Source organism: Methanocaldococcus sp. FS406-22 (assembly GCF_000025525.1).
In the GTDB taxonomy this organism is placed as follows: Archaea; AGJL01; Methanococci; order Methanococcales; family Methanocaldococcaceae; genus Methanocaldococcus.
Genome location: NC_013887.1, coordinates 591,131 through 609,015 on the forward strand (window position 1 = coordinate 591,131; position 17,885 = coordinate 609,015).

General features: G+C 30.7%; 12 protein-coding genes and 1 pseudogene. 8 read left to right on the forward strand and 5 right to left on the reverse strand.

What is annotated here, in order from left to right; genetic code table 11:
• The first annotated feature begins 4 nt into the window (after positions 1–4).
• The 7 genes and pseudogenes from MFS40622_RS09685 to MFS40622_RS03025 all read left to right on the forward strand — a co-directional run bounded on the left by MFS40622_RS09685 (position 5) and on the right by MFS40622_RS03025 (position 9,011).
• Positions 5–696, forward strand: a pseudogene (locus MFS40622_RS09685) (polyprenol monophosphomannose synthase).
• Positions 693–1,331, forward strand: a complete 639-nt coding sequence (locus MFS40622_RS09320; RefSeq protein ID WP_052292127.1) for a glycosyltransferase — start codon at positions 693–695, stop codon at positions 1,329–1,331. Before MFS40622_RS09685 ends, MFS40622_RS09320 begins: the two are co-directional and overlap by 4 nt.
• Positions 1,310–1,795, forward strand: a complete 486-nt coding sequence (locus MFS40622_RS09325) for a glycosyltransferase family 4 protein (RefSeq protein ID WP_369750819.1) — start codon at positions 1,310–1,312, stop codon at positions 1,793–1,795. Before MFS40622_RS09320 ends, MFS40622_RS09325 begins: the two co-directional genes overlap by 22 nt.
• Entirely contained in the window at positions 1,788–2,711 is a 924-nt protein-coding gene (locus tag MFS40622_RS03010) for a glycosyltransferase family 2 protein (protein ID WP_012980201.1), read from the forward strand. Before MFS40622_RS09325 ends, MFS40622_RS03010 begins: the two co-directional genes overlap by 8 nt.
• Positions 2,708–5,677, forward strand: coding sequence for a hypothetical protein (locus tag MFS40622_RS09690; protein ID WP_012980202.1), 2,970 nt, complete (start codon positions 2,708–2,710; stop codon positions 5,675–5,677). The genes MFS40622_RS03010 and MFS40622_RS09690 overlap by 4 nt, the downstream gene beginning before the upstream one ends.
• Before the next feature lie 53 nt (positions 5,678–5,730).
• Positions 5,731–6,957, forward strand: coding sequence for an oligosaccharide flippase family protein (locus MFS40622_RS03020; protein ID WP_012980203.1), 1,227 nt, complete (start codon positions 5,731–5,733; stop codon positions 6,955–6,957).
• Positions 6,954–9,011: a hypothetical protein gene (locus MFS40622_RS03025; protein ID WP_012980204.1), complete on the forward strand. Its 2,058-nt coding sequence runs from the start codon at positions 6,954–6,956 to the stop codon at positions 9,009–9,011. Before MFS40622_RS03020 ends, MFS40622_RS03025 begins: the two co-directional genes overlap by 4 nt.
• A gap of 8 nt (positions 9,012–9,019) precedes the next feature.
• On the opposite strand, the gene MFS40622_RS03030 is transcribed toward MFS40622_RS03025, so the two are convergent.
• Positions 9,020–10,393, reverse strand: a complete 1,374-nt coding sequence (locus tag MFS40622_RS03030; protein ID WP_012980205.1) for a mannose-1-phosphate guanylyltransferase/mannose-6-phosphate isomerase — start codon at positions 10,391–10,393, stop codon at positions 9,020–9,022.
• Positions 10,394–10,462: 69 nt separating this feature from the next.
• On the opposite strand from MFS40622_RS03030, the gene MFS40622_RS03035 reads away from it, so the two are divergent.
• Positions 10,463–10,903, forward strand: coding sequence for a hypothetical protein (locus MFS40622_RS03035; protein ID WP_012980206.1), 441 nt, complete (start codon positions 10,463–10,465; stop codon positions 10,901–10,903).
• A gap of 437 nt (positions 10,904–11,340) precedes the next feature.
• Here MFS40622_RS03035 and MFS40622_RS03040 read toward each other — a convergent pair whose 3' ends face one another.
• The 4 genes from MFS40622_RS03040 to cobN form a co-directional block, all read right to left on the reverse strand.
• Positions 11,341–12,606: an RNA-guided endonuclease TnpB family protein gene (locus MFS40622_RS03040; RefSeq protein ID WP_012980207.1), complete on the reverse strand. Its 1,266-nt coding sequence runs from the start codon at positions 12,604–12,606 to the stop codon at positions 11,341–11,343.
• A 94-nt stretch (positions 12,607–12,700) separates the two neighbouring features.
• Entirely contained in the window at positions 12,701–13,126 is a 426-nt protein-coding gene (locus MFS40622_RS03045; RefSeq protein ID WP_012980208.1) for a metallophosphoesterase, read from the reverse strand.
• Positions 13,127–13,146: 20 nt separating this feature from the next.
• The gene (fen, locus tag MFS40622_RS03050) at positions 13,147–14,127 is read right to left on the reverse strand and encodes a flap endonuclease-1 (RefSeq protein WP_012980209.1); all 981 of its coding nucleotides are present in this window, start codon (positions 14,125–14,127) and stop codon (positions 13,147–13,149) included.
• Between the two features lie 139 nt (positions 14,128–14,266).
• The gene (gene cobN / locus MFS40622_RS03055; RefSeq protein ID WP_012980210.1) at positions 14,267–17,839 is read right to left on the reverse strand and encodes a cobaltochelatase subunit CobN; all 3,573 of its coding nucleotides are present in this window, start codon (positions 17,837–17,839) and stop codon (positions 14,267–14,269) included.
• Positions 17,840–17,885: the final 46 nt, after the last annotated feature.

Below are 17,885 nucleotides of genomic sequence, written 5' to 3' on the forward strand. Positions count from 1 at the left end.
TAATATGACCAAAATTTCTGTTGTATTGCCTACTTATAACGAAAGGGATAATTTACCCATAGTTGTCAAAGAAATAGATGAGAATTTGAGAAATTATGATTATGAGATAATAGTTGTTGATGATAATTCTCCTGACAGAACATGGGAAGTTGCCTTAGAGTTGAGTAAAACTTATCCCATTAAATTAATAAGAAGATATGGAAAACTGGGTTTGGCCAGTGCCATATTAATGGGCTTTTATAATGCCGAAGGAGACATTTAATCTGCATGGATGCTGATTGCCAGCATGATTCATCTGTTTTAAGCAAAATGATTGAAGAAATTGAAAATGGGTATGATATAGTTATTGGCAGCAGGTACAATGGGAAAGTTGATGACGGCTGGGGAGTTAGGAGGGATATTATATCTAAAGGAGCTACTTTTTTAGCGAGGCCTTTAACTAATGTTAGAGATTGCATGAGTGGATACTTTGCAATAAAAAAGGATGTTATTGAGGGAATTAAAAAATGGAGCTTAATAGGATACAAAATTTTACTGGAAATTTTAGTGAAAAGTGGGGATTTAAAAGTTAAAGAAATTCCTATTAGATTTGGAGTTAGGAAGCATGGAAAAACGAAGTTAAACCATAAAGAGATTGTTAATTATTTACATTTAGTTTTTAAGCTGTATTTATGGAAATTGAGTGTGAAAGAATGAAAATTTTGGTTATAAACTGGAGGGATATTAAAAATCCAGAGGCTGGAGGGGCTGAAGTCCATATTCATGAAATATTAAGAAGATTGCCCAAAAGTTTTAAAATTGACTTTGTTTCTTCAACTTTTAAAGGTTGTAAAAAAATCGAAAAAATCGAGAACTATACTGTTTATAGAATTCCAAACAAATACTTATTTAACCTTATATTCCCGATATATTGGTTTTTTAAATTACGAAGAAATCGTTATGATGTTGTTATTGATGATATCTCAAAAATACCTCTCGGCACTCCACTTTATATCAAAAACGTTCCAATAATTGGGATTATCCACCATATTCATGCAAAAACCCTATTTACTGAATTAAATCCATTCTTAGCATTATATGTTTATATCATGGAGAAATTTATGCTGGGATTTTATAGAAAACACAAAATAATTACCGTTTCCAAGTCTTCAAAAAGTGAGTTGGAAGAACTTGGATTTTCAGATGTTGAAATTGTATATAACGGAGTTGATTGCGAGTCTTTAACTGAATTTTTAAACTTGAAAAAATCTAATGACCCAGTAATTATCTATCTAGGCCGATTAAAAAGTATAAAAGAGTTGATAATATTATCGAAGCCTTTAAAACAGTAAAAAATGAAATACCTAACGCTAAATTATGGATTGTAGGCTTAGGAGATGAAAAAGACAGATTAGAGAAACTCGTTAAGGATTTGGAGTTGAATGATGTAATTTTTTGGGGATATGTTTCAGAAAAAGAAAAATTTGAACTACTAAGAAAATCTTGGGTCTATGTAATTTGTTCAGAAAAAGAAGGTTTTGGAATATCAGTTATTGAAGCAAATGCAGTAGGAACTCCCGCCGTTGGCTATAGAGTTCTAGGGCTGGTGGATTCTATTAAAGATGGATATAATGGCCTGTTAGTGGAAGATAAGGACATTATAAAGCTTTCTGAAACCTTAATTAATTTATTGAAAGATTATGATTTAAGGGAGGAGTTAAGTGAAAATGCTATTGAATGGGCTAAGCAGTTTAGCTGGGATAAGAGTGCCGAGGAGTTTGAAAGAGTTCTAAAGATGGTGGTAAATAATGGATAAAAATCCCCTGGTCTCTATAGTGATTCCAACACACAACAGAAAAAAACATGTTGAGAGGTTAATAAATTCAATTTTAGAAAATACTTACAAAAATATCGAAATAATTGTGGTAGATGATGCTTCAACTGATGGAACTTACGAATATCTCAAAGAGAAATTTGGTAATTTGCCTAATTTCAAAATTGTAAGGAATAATAAAAATCTACTGGTATCGGGCAGTAGAAATAGGGGTATAGGTCTATCAAAAGGTGAATTGATTTTTTTAGTTGATGATGACAATATATTAGATAAAAAATGCATTGAAAATTTAGTAAAACTTCTCATTTTAGATGATAAAATAGGAGTGGTTGGCCCTATAATGTATTATTGGAAAGATAAAAAAAGAATTTGGTCGGCAGGGACGAAAAGAAACATGATAACAAGTAGAACTTATTTTATTGGTAGGGAGTTACCTTTACCAAATAGAAAAACATGGGAAACAGATGATTTCCCAAATGCTTTTATGGTGAAACGAGAGGCGATAGAAAAAGTTGGAGTATTTGACGATAAAACTTTCCCTATTCATTATGAGGAATCAGACTTTGGAGAAAGAATCAGAAAGGCCGGATATAAAATTGTTTGTAGCTCTAAAGCAATAATTTGGCATGATATACCACTACCTGAAGATGTTAAAGATAAATCGAGATTACTCCACTGTCATAATGAATTTAGAGCATATTACTGTGGGAGAAATAGAATAATGTACCATAAAAAATACTCCAAATGGTGGCAATTTTTAGTTTTTATTTTGATTTTTAATTGGCTTGTAGCAGGGTATTATTTAAAGGTTATAATATTTGAATCCAGGAAACCATTTAAAGAGAGTTTGAAAATAGCAAAGGCCTATTTAAGGGGTATTGCAGAGGGGATAAAATGAAAGAACACAGTAAAATTAACTATTTAAAATCAACATTAGATAGTAATAAACTTGTATTTTTTGCTTTTATCATATTGTCATTTATGTTATCACTATATTATTCATTTACTAATGGAGTAACTATGGGTGAAGATGCAGGAGCCAGTTTTTTATTATCTAAAAGTAATTGGGATGTATTCTTTTACACCTGGAATGAAAGAACTTTTAACGGAATTCCAAATTATTATGGAATATTTGAGTATCTACCACATATTTTAAGTTTATTTTTAGGTTCATCATTTTCTGCATTTATTTATTACTTTATTTTGTTATCGTGTAGTTTTTTAGGATGTTATTTGTTTATATATAAGTTACTTGAACAAAATGAGGATAGAAGTAAGTATATCAAAATTGCTGCATTTTTAGGGACGATTTTTTACTTCTTTAATCCTATTTCTACGGTGTATAGATTAGGTTGCACGCTAATAGGTGGAACAGTTTTTTATTTAATATTTCCTCTTATAGCATTGGTTATATTATTATACTCCAAACATCCAGTAAAATTAACCTTAATTTCATTATTGTTGTTCATTTTCTTTGGATTTGGGTTTATGGATGTTTTTCGATGGGCCATACAACTTCCTTTCTTAATAGGTTTTCTACTTATTCTTAAAAAAATCAGTAATAAACCGTTAATAAAAGTTTCAGATGTAATTAAATGCTCTTTACTGCTTTTTGTAGCATATTTACCAATTGTAATTTTAATATTCACTACAACATTTCAACAACTCAATATTGCATCGCAGATGATTAATCCAATAGACAACCTACAATTTATGAAAACTGTGGTATATGAGTGGCAAGCCATACTTCTCTATCCGTCTTACTTATGGCAAGGTTTAGACGCTTATGGTGAATACTACAAAAAGCCATGGGTTATAGGTTGTTGGTTAATAACAATATTATCTATTTATCTCCCTCTAATTTTAAAAAGAACTATAATAAAACAAAAGGGTTATCTCTGGGAGCTTTATCTCGTCAGCGTTAGCATACTCATATTAACTATACCTCTGTTAGCTTTGCCTAAAGGACCGTATGGAAGTATTTTTGAAACTTTATTTCTTAAATGTAAATTTTTATGGGTTTTTCGAACAACATACGATAAGTTTAACACTATTCCACTATTTTTTGCTACACTATCATTTTCTGCATCACTGGCTTTACTGCTTAATAGCAAAAAGATGCTATTTAATAAAATTCTTAATAGAACATTGTTATTTACTGTCATTATATGCATGATTACTGTTTCATTACCCGCCTTGAAAGGAGATATGGCATATAAACCTCAAACCAAATTCACGCCCTCAGAAAATCTTTTTCACGATTGGAAAGTATTAGAAGAATATGCAAAAAATGGTAAGATGTTTTTTGTGCCATGTTCTTATTGTATTTGGATATATTCCAACTTTGGATATCATGGAATAGACTATTTAATATGGGTAATTCCTGGCAACCATATAACCTATGCCTGTAGGTTTAATGAGCTAACTAAACTTATGTACGATGATTTAAGCAATCCAAATTTCGATGAAAAAACCTGTGAAAGGATAAATCATACATTACATGCATTGGGTGTAAAATATATTGTTCTTAGAAAAGACTTAAATCTAATTCAACAGGCAAAGCAGGCACCTGACGGTGAAAATATACTACAATCTTATAAAAACTTCCCTAAATTGGTAAAATATTTGAATCTAAGATTAGTAAAAAAATTGAACTATTACGAGATTTACGAGCTTCCAGACAGTTCTCCTGTTATTGATGCAATATCGGCTGATAATGAAATGAAATTGATACATACCACTCAAGGTTTGTTTATAAATCTCGACAATGGATATTACATGAAAATTCCACAAGTATTGGGTTCTAAAGGAATTACAATTCCTGTAGAAAAATCTAAAAATTACACTTTAATTCTAAAAGTAAAACCAATCACAATGGTTAAGCTTGAAATTAACAATAAAACTATGATAGATGAGGCTTATCCTTGCACTGCCACTATACGAAAACCTTTCTTTGAAAAAATTAGGGTTGGGGGAGATGCATGGCTTAATGAAAATCAATTCTTTGAAGGTTCTCTTAAAAATCTCACCATAGAGATAAATAATCATACCATTCGTCATGAATTATTAACAATCTCCAATGAAAAATATGTCGATATTCCTGTTAAAATAGACTATCCTATAACACAAATAGAGTATGATTTTACTGTAAATTTCTCCAATGATTCCTCTTTACATATAGGATTAATGCCAGAAAGATTCGAATTTATATGGTGGGAAACTAATACCATATGGGTTTCTGTCTATGACGAAGAGTTAAGACGTATCTCCTCTGATTATGAAAAAAAATTATACTGCCCGTATCATGTCAGAGTTTCATACAAACATATATCAACATCACTTCTGAATGTTACTACTGGGAAAAAATCAAATTACACAATTATAAACGCAACAAACGAATGTATAATAAAGATACCTCTTCATGGGGCAAATAATTATTTTATCCTCTCAGCTAATCCTCCTATATGGTTAGAAAGTATAATACTAACTCAGCCTAATCATAACTCATCTTCTACCTTTTATAAACCAGTGATTATTGAATTTGAAAAAATTAACCCAACCTTATGGGAAGTTAAAGTAAATACAACAAAACCCTTCATGTTGTCATTTGCTGAGAGCTACGACCCACTATGGGAAGCAAGGATATACAAGGATGGAAAATTAGTAGAAAAAGTTTCTCCAGTTCCGTTGTATAATGCAATAAATGGTTTCTACATAAATGAAACAGGAGATTTAAAGATAATCATCAGATACAAGCCACAAGATTGGTTTGATATTGGTTTAGCAATCTCTGGAACAACTTTCTTGGCATGCATTGCATACTTACTCTACGATTGGAGGAGAGAAAAAGATAGGAAACATTAATATTAAACAAAAACTAAATATTTGATTATTTTGATGGTTTATAAGGAGATACTATGGAGCAAAAATTAGCAAAACATAGTTTAATAATGGTATTTTTTAGCTTATTAACAGCATTTTTTAACTACCTATATCAACTTTTTATGGGGAGATTACTAACTCCAGAGGAGTATGGGATTTTGTTTTCTTTAATAAATATTTTTTATATTTTTAGTGTATTATCTTCAACAGTTCAAACTACAATGACGAAATATGCCTCCCAATTAAAAGCAAAGAATCAAGTTAATAAAATCTCCTACTTTTGGAGGTATGCATTAAAAAAATCTTTCACATTTGGAGTAATAACTACAATCTTATTTTTTATGATAACTCCCTTCTTATCAAGCTATCTCCATTTTCCATCTCAAATACCAGCATTAATATTATTCTCCTCTCTACTATTCGCCTATGCAATGCCTACAAATCAAGGAATCCTACAAGGTTTGCAGAGATTCATTCCATTAGGGATAACTCAAACACTATGGGCGTTCTTAAAATTTGTGTTAGGGATTTTATTGGTTTATTTAGGATTTAGCGTTAGTGGAGCATTAGCTCCATTTTTAATTGCAAATATTGTTGTTTTTATTATCTCATTTTATTTCTTAAAAGATTTAATAAAGATAAAACCAGAACCATTTAAAATCCCTAACCTCTACAAGTACTCAACTTTAACTTTATTGGCACTATTGACTTACACAACAAGTTATTCAATAGATACTATCTTAGCAAAACACTATCTAACTGATTTTTTAGCTGGGATTTATTCATCAGTTTCTGTCTTAGGAAAAATAATTCTTTTTGCTCCAGGGGGGATAGCAATAGTTTTATTCCCAAAAGTATCAGAACTAAAAGAAAAAGGATTAAACCACTTTAATTTATTTATAAAAGCACTAATATTAACAATTATTTTAATATTGCCAATCTTGTTACTATTCAAATTCTTTCCAGAACTAATTGTAAAAATTATTTTTGGAGAAAAATATCTAAAGACAATTCCATATTTATTTAAGTATAGTTTAGCAATGTTTTTCTTTGCAATTTCTGGGCTGATGATGAATTATCTCCTATCATTAGGAGTAACGAGAGTATCTTACGCTTTAACTTTAACTTTAATAATTGAAATAATTGGAATAACTTTATTCCATTGGGATATAAATCAAATAGTAGATGTTGTTTTAATGTTATCAATATTCTCATCCATAATACAAATGCCATTTTTAGTAAAAATTAGAGGGGTATTATGAATATAGAAAAATTAAAAAAATACAAAATACTCCTTATTTATCTTTTGTTATCAATAATAATCTCAATACCAATCTTCTCAGATAAATATTTCTTTCTATTGGATATGTTACCAGATTTAAGTAATCATAATCTAATTAATCAATTTTATGGTTTTGTTGCTCCATCCTATGGAGGTACTTTGTCATTTAATATCTTAGCTAATATAATCCCAGCAGATATCTTTCAAAAATTACTATTATTATTTATCCTATTTTTCAGTGGATTCTCTGCCTATTCATTGGCAAAGAAATTAACTAACTCAGAAGTTGGAAGTTTTTATGCAGGTATTTTGTATATGATTAACCCTTACACTTACATAAGAATAATAGTTGGACATTGGTTTATTTTATTTGCATACAGCTTATTGCCATTGGGGATAAAATATTTCATTGAATTATTAGAAAATAGAGATAAAAAGTCTATTATAAAAGTAACATTAATAACTTCATTGATTGCTTTCAATACACATACATTATTTATGGCTTTCATGGCCTATGGAATAATATTAATCACAAAACTAATCAAAGAAAAATCATTAAAATTACTAAAACCAGTTAGTTTATTTGCGATATCATTTACAGCGATAAATCTTTACTGGCTAATCCCATTACTAACTGCAAAATCCTCGTCATTGGTTAATTATATAACACTCCATGATTTATATGTATTTGCTCCAAAGATTGATTCCTTCTCTCCTTTATTTACATTGGCAAGCATGTATGGATTCTGGAGACCAGCTTATACCTATGCAAAAGACTACCTACCATTTTGGGAAATATTATTTATCATAATATTTTCCTTATCAATTTATGGGTTTATAAGTTATTATAAAAATAAAAAAGTTGGTGTCTATGTTATATCCTTTGCTCTGATTTGGCTAATTGGTTTATTGTTTGCTACAGGCATAACAGGATTTTTCAAAGATGTATTCCAATTTCTCTTTAATCATATATTTATCCTAAAAGGAATGAGAGAAACCCATAAATTTGTTACATTGATAGTTCTCTCTTATTCAATATTGGGAGCGTTTGGATTGAAGAAAATAATAGAAAGCCATAAATCAAATAAAATAAAAAAAAATATAATGATTTTCTTTATTTTAGTTCCTTTAATATACTCTTTCACTTTCTTCAACGGATTTGACAATCAAATTAAACCAACAGATTATCCAAAAGATTGGTATGAGGTGAATAACTTCTTAAATAAAGATAAGGATAACTTCAACATCTTATTCTTCCCTTGGCATCTATATATGGACATTCACTGGGTTCCAAATAAAGATAAAAGAATAGTAAATCCCTCACAAACATTTTTCGATAAAAATGTTATTTTTGCAGAAAATATTGAAGCAGATTCAATATATACTGAAGTTTATACACCTTATCAAAACTACATAAATTATCTCTTAGAAAATAAAGAAAAAATCAATAACTTTGGCTCTTTAGTGGCTCCTCTTGGAGTAAAATATGTCTTATTAACAAAAGAAGTGGATTATAAAAACTACGACTTCCTATTTAAACAGAAAGACTTAAAATTAGTTTTAGAAACAGAGAACTTCTATGTGTTTAAAAATGAAAGATTCAAAGGAAAGATTTATTCAGTTGAAGGAGTTGAATATGTAAAAAACCTTGATGAGCTTATAAACTTAAGCAATAAAGAGGATGTATCAAAAGAATTAATTTTAATTGGAAGTGGAGTTAATAAAACTTCAGACAAGTGGAAACCATTAAATTACAAAGAGATAAATCCTGCAAAATATGTTATTGAAGATGAACCTTTAAGGTATATAATATTCACAAACGAATATTCAAAAGATTGGAAGTTAAATGGAGAAAAACCTTTAAAAGCTTATGGCGTTGTTAATGCCTACGAAATAAAAGAAAAGGAGGATAAATATATCATAACCTATGAAAGATTTTATAAAATATGCTTGCCTTCTTACATAATCTCCTTAATATCTCTAATGTTATGTATCGCATGCTTAATTAAAGATAAAATTAAATTTAAAAATTAAATAAACTTCTATTTCCTATTCCAATCGTCATCAAATCTTACAATATCGTCCTCTTCCAAATATTCCCCAACCTGAATCTCTATAACCTCCAAAGGAATCTTTCCAGGATTCTCCAACCTATGTTTATAGCCACTCCTTACAAAGATACTCTCCCCGCTTCTAACAAACTTCTCCTCTCCTTCAATAACAACCCTTGCCATACCTTTAACTACAACCCAGTGCTCACTCCTGTGGTAATGCAATTGATAACTTAACTTCTTCCCAGGCAAGACAGTTATTTTCTTAACTTTATAAAATCTCCCCTCTTCCAAAACCTCATACCATCCCCATGGCCTATAAACTTTTTTATGGAATAAAACTCTTTCATCACCTTTTTGTTTTAAATATTTAACCACATCTTTAACTTTCTGACTTTCTCCTTTATTACAAATTAATAAAACATCCCTCGTATCAACGACAATCAAATCATCAACTCCAATTAAAGAAGCTAATTTTCCACCATGGGTATATATGAGATTATTTTTTGAATTTAAGATAACATTTTCCCCATGGATAATATTTCCATTATCGTCCTTATCAAAAACGTCATATATAGCATCAAAACTTCCCAAATCACTCCATTTTATGTTTATTGGAATAACCGCCACTCTATCGGATTTTTCCATAATTCCATAATCGATTGAAATGTCAGGAACTTTTCCATAAACTTTATTTATATCATCTTCTTTAAACGCCTCATAAACTTCTGGACAGTATTTTTTAACCTCTTCTTCAAAAACATCTGTTTTAAAGAGAAACATCCCACTATTCCACAAATAACCATTTTCAATGTATTTTTTTGCTGTTTCTAAGTCTGGCTTTTCTTTAAACTCATCAACTTTATAACCAACATCTAACTTTTCTCCTGGTTTTATATAGCCATATCCAGTATGAGGCTTATTCGGCTTTATTCCAAAAGTTATTAAATAATTATCTGCCAACTTAACTCCATCTTTAACAGATTTTACAAACCCCTCCCCATCCTCAATTAAATGGTCTGAAGGGAAAACAGCAACAGCGTCATCCCCCTCCCTTTCTTTTATAACTTTAACACCATAATATATTGCCGGGAGAGTGTTTTTTCCTATCGGCTCTATCAATATATTTTCTTCATTAAAGTTGTAACCTAACTCCTCAATTTGTCCTAAAACCAAAAATTTATGCTTTTCATTAGTTATTATGTAGATATCTTTTATATTTGACAACTTTAAAGTTCTTTCAAAAGTTAGTTGAAAGAGAGATTTTTCAAATGCTTTGAACTTTATAAATTGTTTTGGGTAGTATTCCCTACTCAAAGGAAACAACCTACTTCCTACGCCTCCTGCTAAGATGATGGATTTCACTGTTTCACCTTTTTATATTATTATAGACATATTTATCTTAATACATATTTAAAAAAATTTGGTGATGTTATGGAAGATAGAATAAAGAAAGTTAGGAGTATAATTTTAGACATTTCCATTATTGCGTTAATTGTTTATTTAGTAATTGCAACTTACACGTACTTAAAAACTGATATTCCTTACTACCTATATTTTATAAAAACGAGTATGCAAATAATATTAGGAATTTTGGGAATAACGCTTATTCTACTTTATATCTCAAAATTGAAAATGATAGCATGTAGCCTATATAATCTATTTAAGAAAACTTATTTTTCAATAAAATCTTTTTCATTGGGGCAAAAATTCATTCTTGTAGCAGTAATCCTCCTAATATATTCAGTAGTTTCTTTGATAAAAAATAATGAAAATTATGCAAATACTATTTCTATTTTAAGTTATTATTTTTTAGCCCTTGGAGTATTGAGCGAGTTTGTAAATTATATTTTAGCTGAAAGATTAATAAAATAAACAGATAAACACAAAAACCTTTTATATCTCTTACTACTTCTTACATTAGCTATCACTACATAAAGTAAGGTTTAGATATTATATTTTAAACTAACATTAAATATGTACTAATTTTTATATACACCGTTAAAATTGTTGGTTTTGTGAGCATTTTGAGTGTATGGGAGTATTTATAGTTTTTTACAAAAGTTATTAAAATCAAGCAATCCCTTTATGTTCATAAATCATTTATTGTTCTAATGGTTTCTCCTCTTTCTATTAATTTTATAATCAAATCCAAACTAACTGGTTTATAGTCAATAACTTCAACAGAAACATTAACCGTTTCCCGTTTCCATAACTTATCATAGCATTTAATAACTTATCATACAAATCGATAAGTTATGGAAACGGGTTGTCCTCAACCTATAGCTTCATCGGGAACACCGTTCCCTCAACTATGGTCTCATTGGACTTTTAGGGACAACGGAAAGCCCCCAAAATCTTTTTATCAAATTGAATACAGCTACAGCATCCCTATCAGCATAAAATCCACATTCAAAACAATACATTGGTCTCGAAGGCAGAGCCCTCTCATCGACTAATTTATACAGTTGAGATAACCTATTTCCACAATTTGGGCATAATACCGAAGTATAGGCAGGATTTACCTCAACAACTTTAACTCCGAATTCTAAGCATTTATTTTTTAAATAACCTAAGAATTTTTTAGCAGATATGTTATGCAATTTATGTTTTAGATTTTTAAACGACTTTTTAGCAATATTTTGGTTAAAATAAGGGGATAAATCTTCGATAATTAAAACTGCATTTTTATCTCTAAGTTCTTTAGCTATTTTATTAGCCAACTTTTTTAACTTGTCCTCTCTAATATTTTTTAACCTCCTACCGAATTTTTTAAGCAAAACAAAACCTTTTTTCTTTAACGGTTTATCCTGCCTATGAATTACTTTAAATGAGAATTTTTCTTGAATGTTAGCCATTATATTAGAGTATTTTTCGGTTAATTTCCCTAAATCAGTTTTTATCATCTTTATATTTTCGAAATTACCATAAGTTATATTGTCTAAGTTAAAATCTAATGCATAAACTTCTTTAAAATTGTCATTAATTGTTATTTCATTCTCTAATGGAATTAAAACAGCTATCGTTCCATCTTCCTTATTAAGTCTTAATTTAAAACCTGCCTTTATCTTCCAGCCCTCATTTAGCAGTTTAAAAAATTGCTTATGTGGTTTTAGGGGAATAACAATCCTACCATTCGGAGTTGATAATCTTAAGTGTAAGGTTTTCTTTCCCTCTTTATTTATAGAAAATAATCTCTCTATATTGGTTTTGAAATTTTTGTAGTTGAATAAAATATCATCTAACCATAAGGAGACATTTCTAACTTCTGGCTTTGAAGTGCATGCCTTATTTTTCTTTTTCATGGATATAAAACTCTTTATTCGTGTAGAAGCATCTTGAGAGGCAGTATAAATATAATGAGTTGGTAATTTTGGATATTTAATTTTTATTTCTTCATAGATCACCTCTCTAATCTTTCTATGACTTTTTCTCTTATTTTTTAAACCAAAATTTAGGGCAATAGATAAAACGTCTTTATACATTTCGATAATGTTTTCTATGATTTTTATTTTTGTCTTTGTTAATGGCTTGCTTTTCAATACTATAGTTTTAGTTAGTTTGATTATTTCTGACATGTTTATTCACTAAATAGTTTTTTTGCTGTTTATAATAATCTGTCACTATAAGTATTTATATATTACAACATGCTACAAAAACTAAGAAACTGTTTCAAACCCTCTTTCTTTTAGGATTTATAAATGGATATTCGTCTAAGTGATTTGCATGATGATGCCCATGTATAATCCAACCATCAAAATTAAAGGTATAAGAGCTATCCGGATTATGGATTAGCATAAATTTATAGCCATTATATTCAATAACCCTAAACTTCTCACCAAACTTGTCATGATTTCCTTTTATAAAAATTACCTCACCATTTAGCAGTTCTATAAGTTCTTTAGCTTTTTTAACCTTATTCTTGCTTAAAACAAAATCTCCCAAGAAATAAACGATATCTTTATCCCTAACAATGTTATTCCAGTTTTTTATTAGAGTTTTATTCATCTCTTCAACACTTGAAAAGGGTCTATTGCAATATTTTATAATGTTTGCATGGTTAAAATGCGTATCAGAGATAAAATAAATCTTTCTCATAGATATCCCAAAAATATAAATTATTTAAACCATGCATCCAATGTTTTTTGCTTTGTCTTATTTGCAATTAAGTTATAGAGCTTATCAACATGCTTTTTAACTCTCTCATAGCTAAAATCATTTTCATCAACTAAGAATTTTATAATTCCCTCTTTATCTGGAAGTTTTAAGCTTAGTGAATAGCTGTCGGTAACCTTTGGCTCTTTAAATATCCTTTTAATCTCTTCATAGTTCTCAACCTCTTTCTTTAAAACATCCTTAGCTACTCCACTTCTAACAAGCTCATAAGCCCTTTTAAATCCAATACCCTTAACTCCTCCTGGATTATAATCAGTCCCCATAAATATGGCTATATCTATCAAATCATCTAAAGAAATCCTTAAATCCTCTAAAACCTCATTCAGCTCAATTAACTCTGGCATCTCCTTTGTAGTTGTTAAGTTCCTAACAACCCTTGGAGAGCCGTACAACAAAGCATCATAATCTTGACTTACAACAGCCCAAACATCCCCTTTCTTTGCCATATAGCTTGCTTGTGCCTCTCCTTCAGAAGGAGCTTCAACATAAGGGATTCCCATTAAGCTTAGCAGATACTTGCAGTTTTCAACCATTTTTGGAGTTAGATAGCTAACTCTCTTTGCATACTTAGCCGCTTCCTCAAAATCCTCTTTTTTTATGGCCTCTTTCATCTTAAGCTCTGCCTTCTCCTTCATCTCTCTTCTAACTTTTCTTGTTTTTTCCTTTAATTTTGGTGGCTCACCATCAAAAACCCAGATTGGAGTTATGTCATTCTCTAACAAATGGATAGTTTTATAAAAAACTCCGTTGTAGGCAGAGGTTATCTCTCCCTTCCTATTTCTTAATGGTGAACCATCCTTCAATCTTATAGATGTTAAAAATTGATATAATGCGTTCATTCCATCAATAGCTACTTTTTTTCCTTTTAAATCCTCAAAGGAGATAATCTTTTTTGGTATAAAATCACCAAACTGCACTCCCATACTATCCCTCACTGTTAATCTTAGCTAAAAATTATAATTGCAAAAAAGATATTTATAAAAAACGGTTTAATTTGTTAAACCCCTATAAAAAATAAAAATTCTATAAAATTTTATAAAAATAATAAAAATAGCTTAGGAATTACCTTCCATTGCTCATAAGTTTTTCCTTCCAAATCATGTCTATATCTATGCTTCCTCCTTGGAATTCACCAATATCTGCTATATTACTATATGTCTCTTCAATATCTCCTTCGATCTCTAAATAAACCCTTTTTAGCTCTTCAATATTATCTTCACTTGTCTTCCACAATCCTCTTTGATATGCCTCTAACAACCTCCTTGCAATCTCTTCTAAAGCATATATGTTATGCTCTTTAAAGAACTTCCTATTTTCTTCATTTTTTACAAACGTATTAAATATCTCATCAAATATCCAATTTTCAACCTCCTTAGTTGTAGCACTCCAGCCATAAACCCTCCCAATCCTCTTGGCTATATCTCCAGCTCCTTTATAGCCATGTCTCTTCATTCCCTCAATCCACTTTGGATTTAGAAGTTTTGTTAAGCTAACTCTCTCAATCTCCTCCTTTAAAGTCCTTACTTCAACATTGTTTGGATTTCTTGTATCTCCGTAATATGCTTTAACTTCCTTTCCTTTTAAAACCCTTGCCGCATTTGTCAAACCTCCATGCGTTCCAAAGTAGCAACAACATCCAAATAAATCATATTCGTCAGTAACAACCTTATTAAATGTTAAATCAACCGTCTTTAGAATATTTTCAAATGCATCAACTGCCTTTTTTCCATAAATATTCTTTCCATAGGCATAGGAGTTCCAGTGAATGAATGCATCCTTTAAATCTTCCTCATTCTCCCAAGCACTTGCATAGACAGCATATTTAACCCCATTTCCATAAGTGCCGGGAGGAGAGCAGAATATTCTAAATGTAACCTCTCTAAATGACAAACCTTTATCTAAGCTCTCAACAACATGCTTTTTTACAAAGTTCATCTCTAATGGCTCATCTAAGTTTGCAACCTTTAATATTGCCTCATCAACAAGCTCTATGCAGTTTGGGAACATGTCCCTTGTTATTCCACTAACTCTTATGGTTACATCAATTCTTGGCCTTCCTAACTCCTCCAATGGAATAATTTCCAAACCAACAACCCTTCCTCCTCTATAAACTGGTTTAACTCCTAACAAGTATAAAATCATTCCCATTCCTTCTCCATCAGCCCACATTATGTCAGATGCCATCCAATACAAAGCAATATTCTCGGGATATCTTCCTTCCTCCTCTAAGTATTTTTTAATCAATTTCTCAGCCAATAAAACCCCAACTCTATATGCAGATTTTGTAGGGATTCTGTATGGGTCTAATGAGTAAAAATTCCTTCCAGTTGGTAAAATATCATAGTTTCCTCTTGTTATCAGCCCAGAGGGGCCGGGTTCGATATATTTGGCATCAATGCCCCTCAATAGAGAGCCAATTTCATCTGATTTCTCAATCCTTTCATTGATATCTTTAATCTTCTCCTCTAATTTTTTATCATCTATACTTTCTCCATTCAATACATCAGAAATTTTCTTCTTTAAATCTTTATCTTTATATTCAAACTCTAAAATACCCTTTATAAACTCAACTCTCCTCTCTCCCTCTGGAAGCTCTCCAAAGATGTGCATTCCATCGTTGCACTTTGAGTTCTTTATCATCTCTAAGGTATCTCTTAACTCATCAAATATCTCTTTAAACTTCTCATGAATCTTTCCTTCTTTTTCAATTTTCTCAATTTTTTCTTTGATTTTTAATAGGTTGGTTTTTTTGACTTCTTCAACTATCAAATGCTCTAATTGATGCCTTCTTGAGGCATCCATCTCTTTCAAATACTCCTCTACATAGCTATCCAATGTCTCCAACTCCTCATAAAATGCATCTGTCATAACTGTTTGCATATGGTCTATAATAGTTGCATAGCTCCTTCTCTTTGCTATAGTTCCCTCTGGTGAGTTGTCTGAATTATAAATATAGAGATGAGGAATATCTCCAATGCAAATATCTGGATAGCATTCATTAGACAATCCAACATTCTTTCCCGGAAGAAACTCCAAAGTTCCATGAGTTCCAACGTGGATTATAACATCTCCAATCTCATTAAAGTATTTATAGCTGGCAATGTATTGATGAGTTGGTGGGCAGTAAGGGTCATGCAAAATTTTGCAGACTCTACCATCACATCTTGCCCCAGCACAACCTCTTTTTGGCTGAACGCAGACATAAACATTCCCAAACTTTAAGCCAGTTATAACTATCTTATTTTTGCCATTAACTTTATAAATCATCCCAGCTGGGATGTCTTTGCCATTTAAATCTCCCCATGTCTCTAAAATCTTGTTTCTTACACTCTCTGGGAGTGTGTTGAAATATTTATAATATTCCTCTTCATCCATTAAGTATAGATATCCTCCTTTAGCTATAACCTCATTTACAGTAGTCCATCTAAACTCTGAAATTGCCTTTCTCTGCAGAATTAGTTGAGCTAACTCCTCCCCATCTTTTGGAATATTTTCTACATAATAACCCTCTTCCTTTAACTTCTTCATAATGTTTATAACACTCTGGAGGCTGTCTAAGTGAGCGGCACTTCCCACGGTTGCCTCAACAGAAGCACATGCATTGTTATGCAATATAAATATAACCTTTCTATCCTTCTTAGGTTTGTATTTTAGCTCAATCCATCTTTTTATCCTTCTAACAACTTTATCTATCCTCTCTTCAATACCAAACTTCTTTTCCAATCCAGCTTCATTTTCTGTAGTTCCTATAATAATTGGCTCAATTACTCCCTCAAATTCTGGCAATGCAACAGACCAACCAATATCTGCTGATAAACCCTGCTTATCTTCTTTCCAATCCTTGTAGCTTTTATAGTAGCTCATTATTGGATGAAACACTGGAACATCCAACTTTTTGAGTATCTCTATTCCAGAGATTTTGTTTAAACCTCCCTTATCTTTTACAGTTCCCAATGGAAATGATAGCAGATTGATTAAAGCATCTATTACTGGCTTATCATCTTTAAAGAAGTATTTTAAAACACTCTCTCCACTTCCTAAGGCATTTAACTCCTCACACTTAGCCCCATAAGAAAATACTGGAATTACGTTAAACTCCTTATCTAATCTATTTAATAGCTTCTCAATCACATCCATATCATCATTAACTAAATAATGCCTTGAGAATAAAACTCCAACAGTGTATTTTTTATCAAACTCAACTTCTTCTAAAAATTTCTCTAATTCTTCATAAATCTTTCCTTTATAATAGATACCTTGGAATGGATGCTTTACAATTTCCCTATTCTCTCCCATCAAATATAGAACCATATTTTTGAAGTTGTCTAACCCCCCATAAGTTGTAAATAAATAACATTTAGCAGATTTTTCAGAGTTCCAGACACTTGGGTCTTGGGCAACAACTATAACGTTTTCGTTAAACTTCTTTATCTTCTCTAAGTCAATATCATCTGATGATGTCTTGTAAATAAAAACTAAGTCAGAGTTCTTGGCATCTTCTAAAAATTCATCAGTAATAGAATTTCTGTTAGAATATATTTTATACTCAATGTTTTTCCCTTCTTTTTTTAGCTCATCCAAAGCCTTTTTTAATATTGAGCAGTATGATGCCCACATATAAAATGTGATTTTCATAACACCACCATAATAATAAGAGTTTATAATCACTACTTTAGTGTTA

Bases quoted from the DNA above. Each gene is read 5' to 3' on its own strand.
- MFS40622_RS09320 (WP_052292127.1), top strand. From the start codon at position 693: ATGAAAATTTTGGTTATAAACTGGAGGGATATTAAAAATCCAGAGGCT.
- MFS40622_RS03010 (WP_012980201.1), top strand. From the start codon at position 1,788: ATGGATAAAAATCCCCTGGTCTCTATAGTGATTCCAACACACAACAGA.
- MFS40622_RS09690 (WP_012980202.1), top strand. From the start codon at position 2,708: ATGAAAGAACACAGTAAAATTAACTATTTAAAATCAACATTAGATAGT.
- MFS40622_RS03020 (WP_012980203.1), top strand. From the start codon at position 5,731: ATGGAGCAAAAATTAGCAAAACATAGTTTAATAATGGTATTTTTTAGC.
- MFS40622_RS03025 (WP_012980204.1), top strand. From the start codon at position 6,954: ATGAATATAGAAAAATTAAAAAAATACAAAATACTCCTTATTTATCTT.
- MFS40622_RS03035 (WP_012980206.1), top strand. From the start codon at position 10,463: ATGGAAGATAGAATAAAGAAAGTTAGGAGTATAATTTTAGACATTTCC.
- MFS40622_RS03040 (WP_012980207.1), bottom strand. From the start codon at position 12,606: ATGTCAGAAATAATCAAACTAACTAAAACTATAGTATTGAAAAGCAAG.
- MFS40622_RS03045 (WP_012980208.1), bottom strand. From the start codon at position 13,126: ATGAGAAAGATTTATTTTATCTCTGATACGCATTTTAACCATGCAAAC.
- fen (WP_012980209.1), bottom strand. From the start codon at position 14,127: ATGGGAGTGCAGTTTGGTGATTTTATACCAAAAAAGATTATCTCCTTT.
- cobN (WP_012980210.1), bottom strand. From the start codon at position 17,839: ATGAAAATCACATTTTATATGTGGGCATCATACTGCTCAATATTAAAA.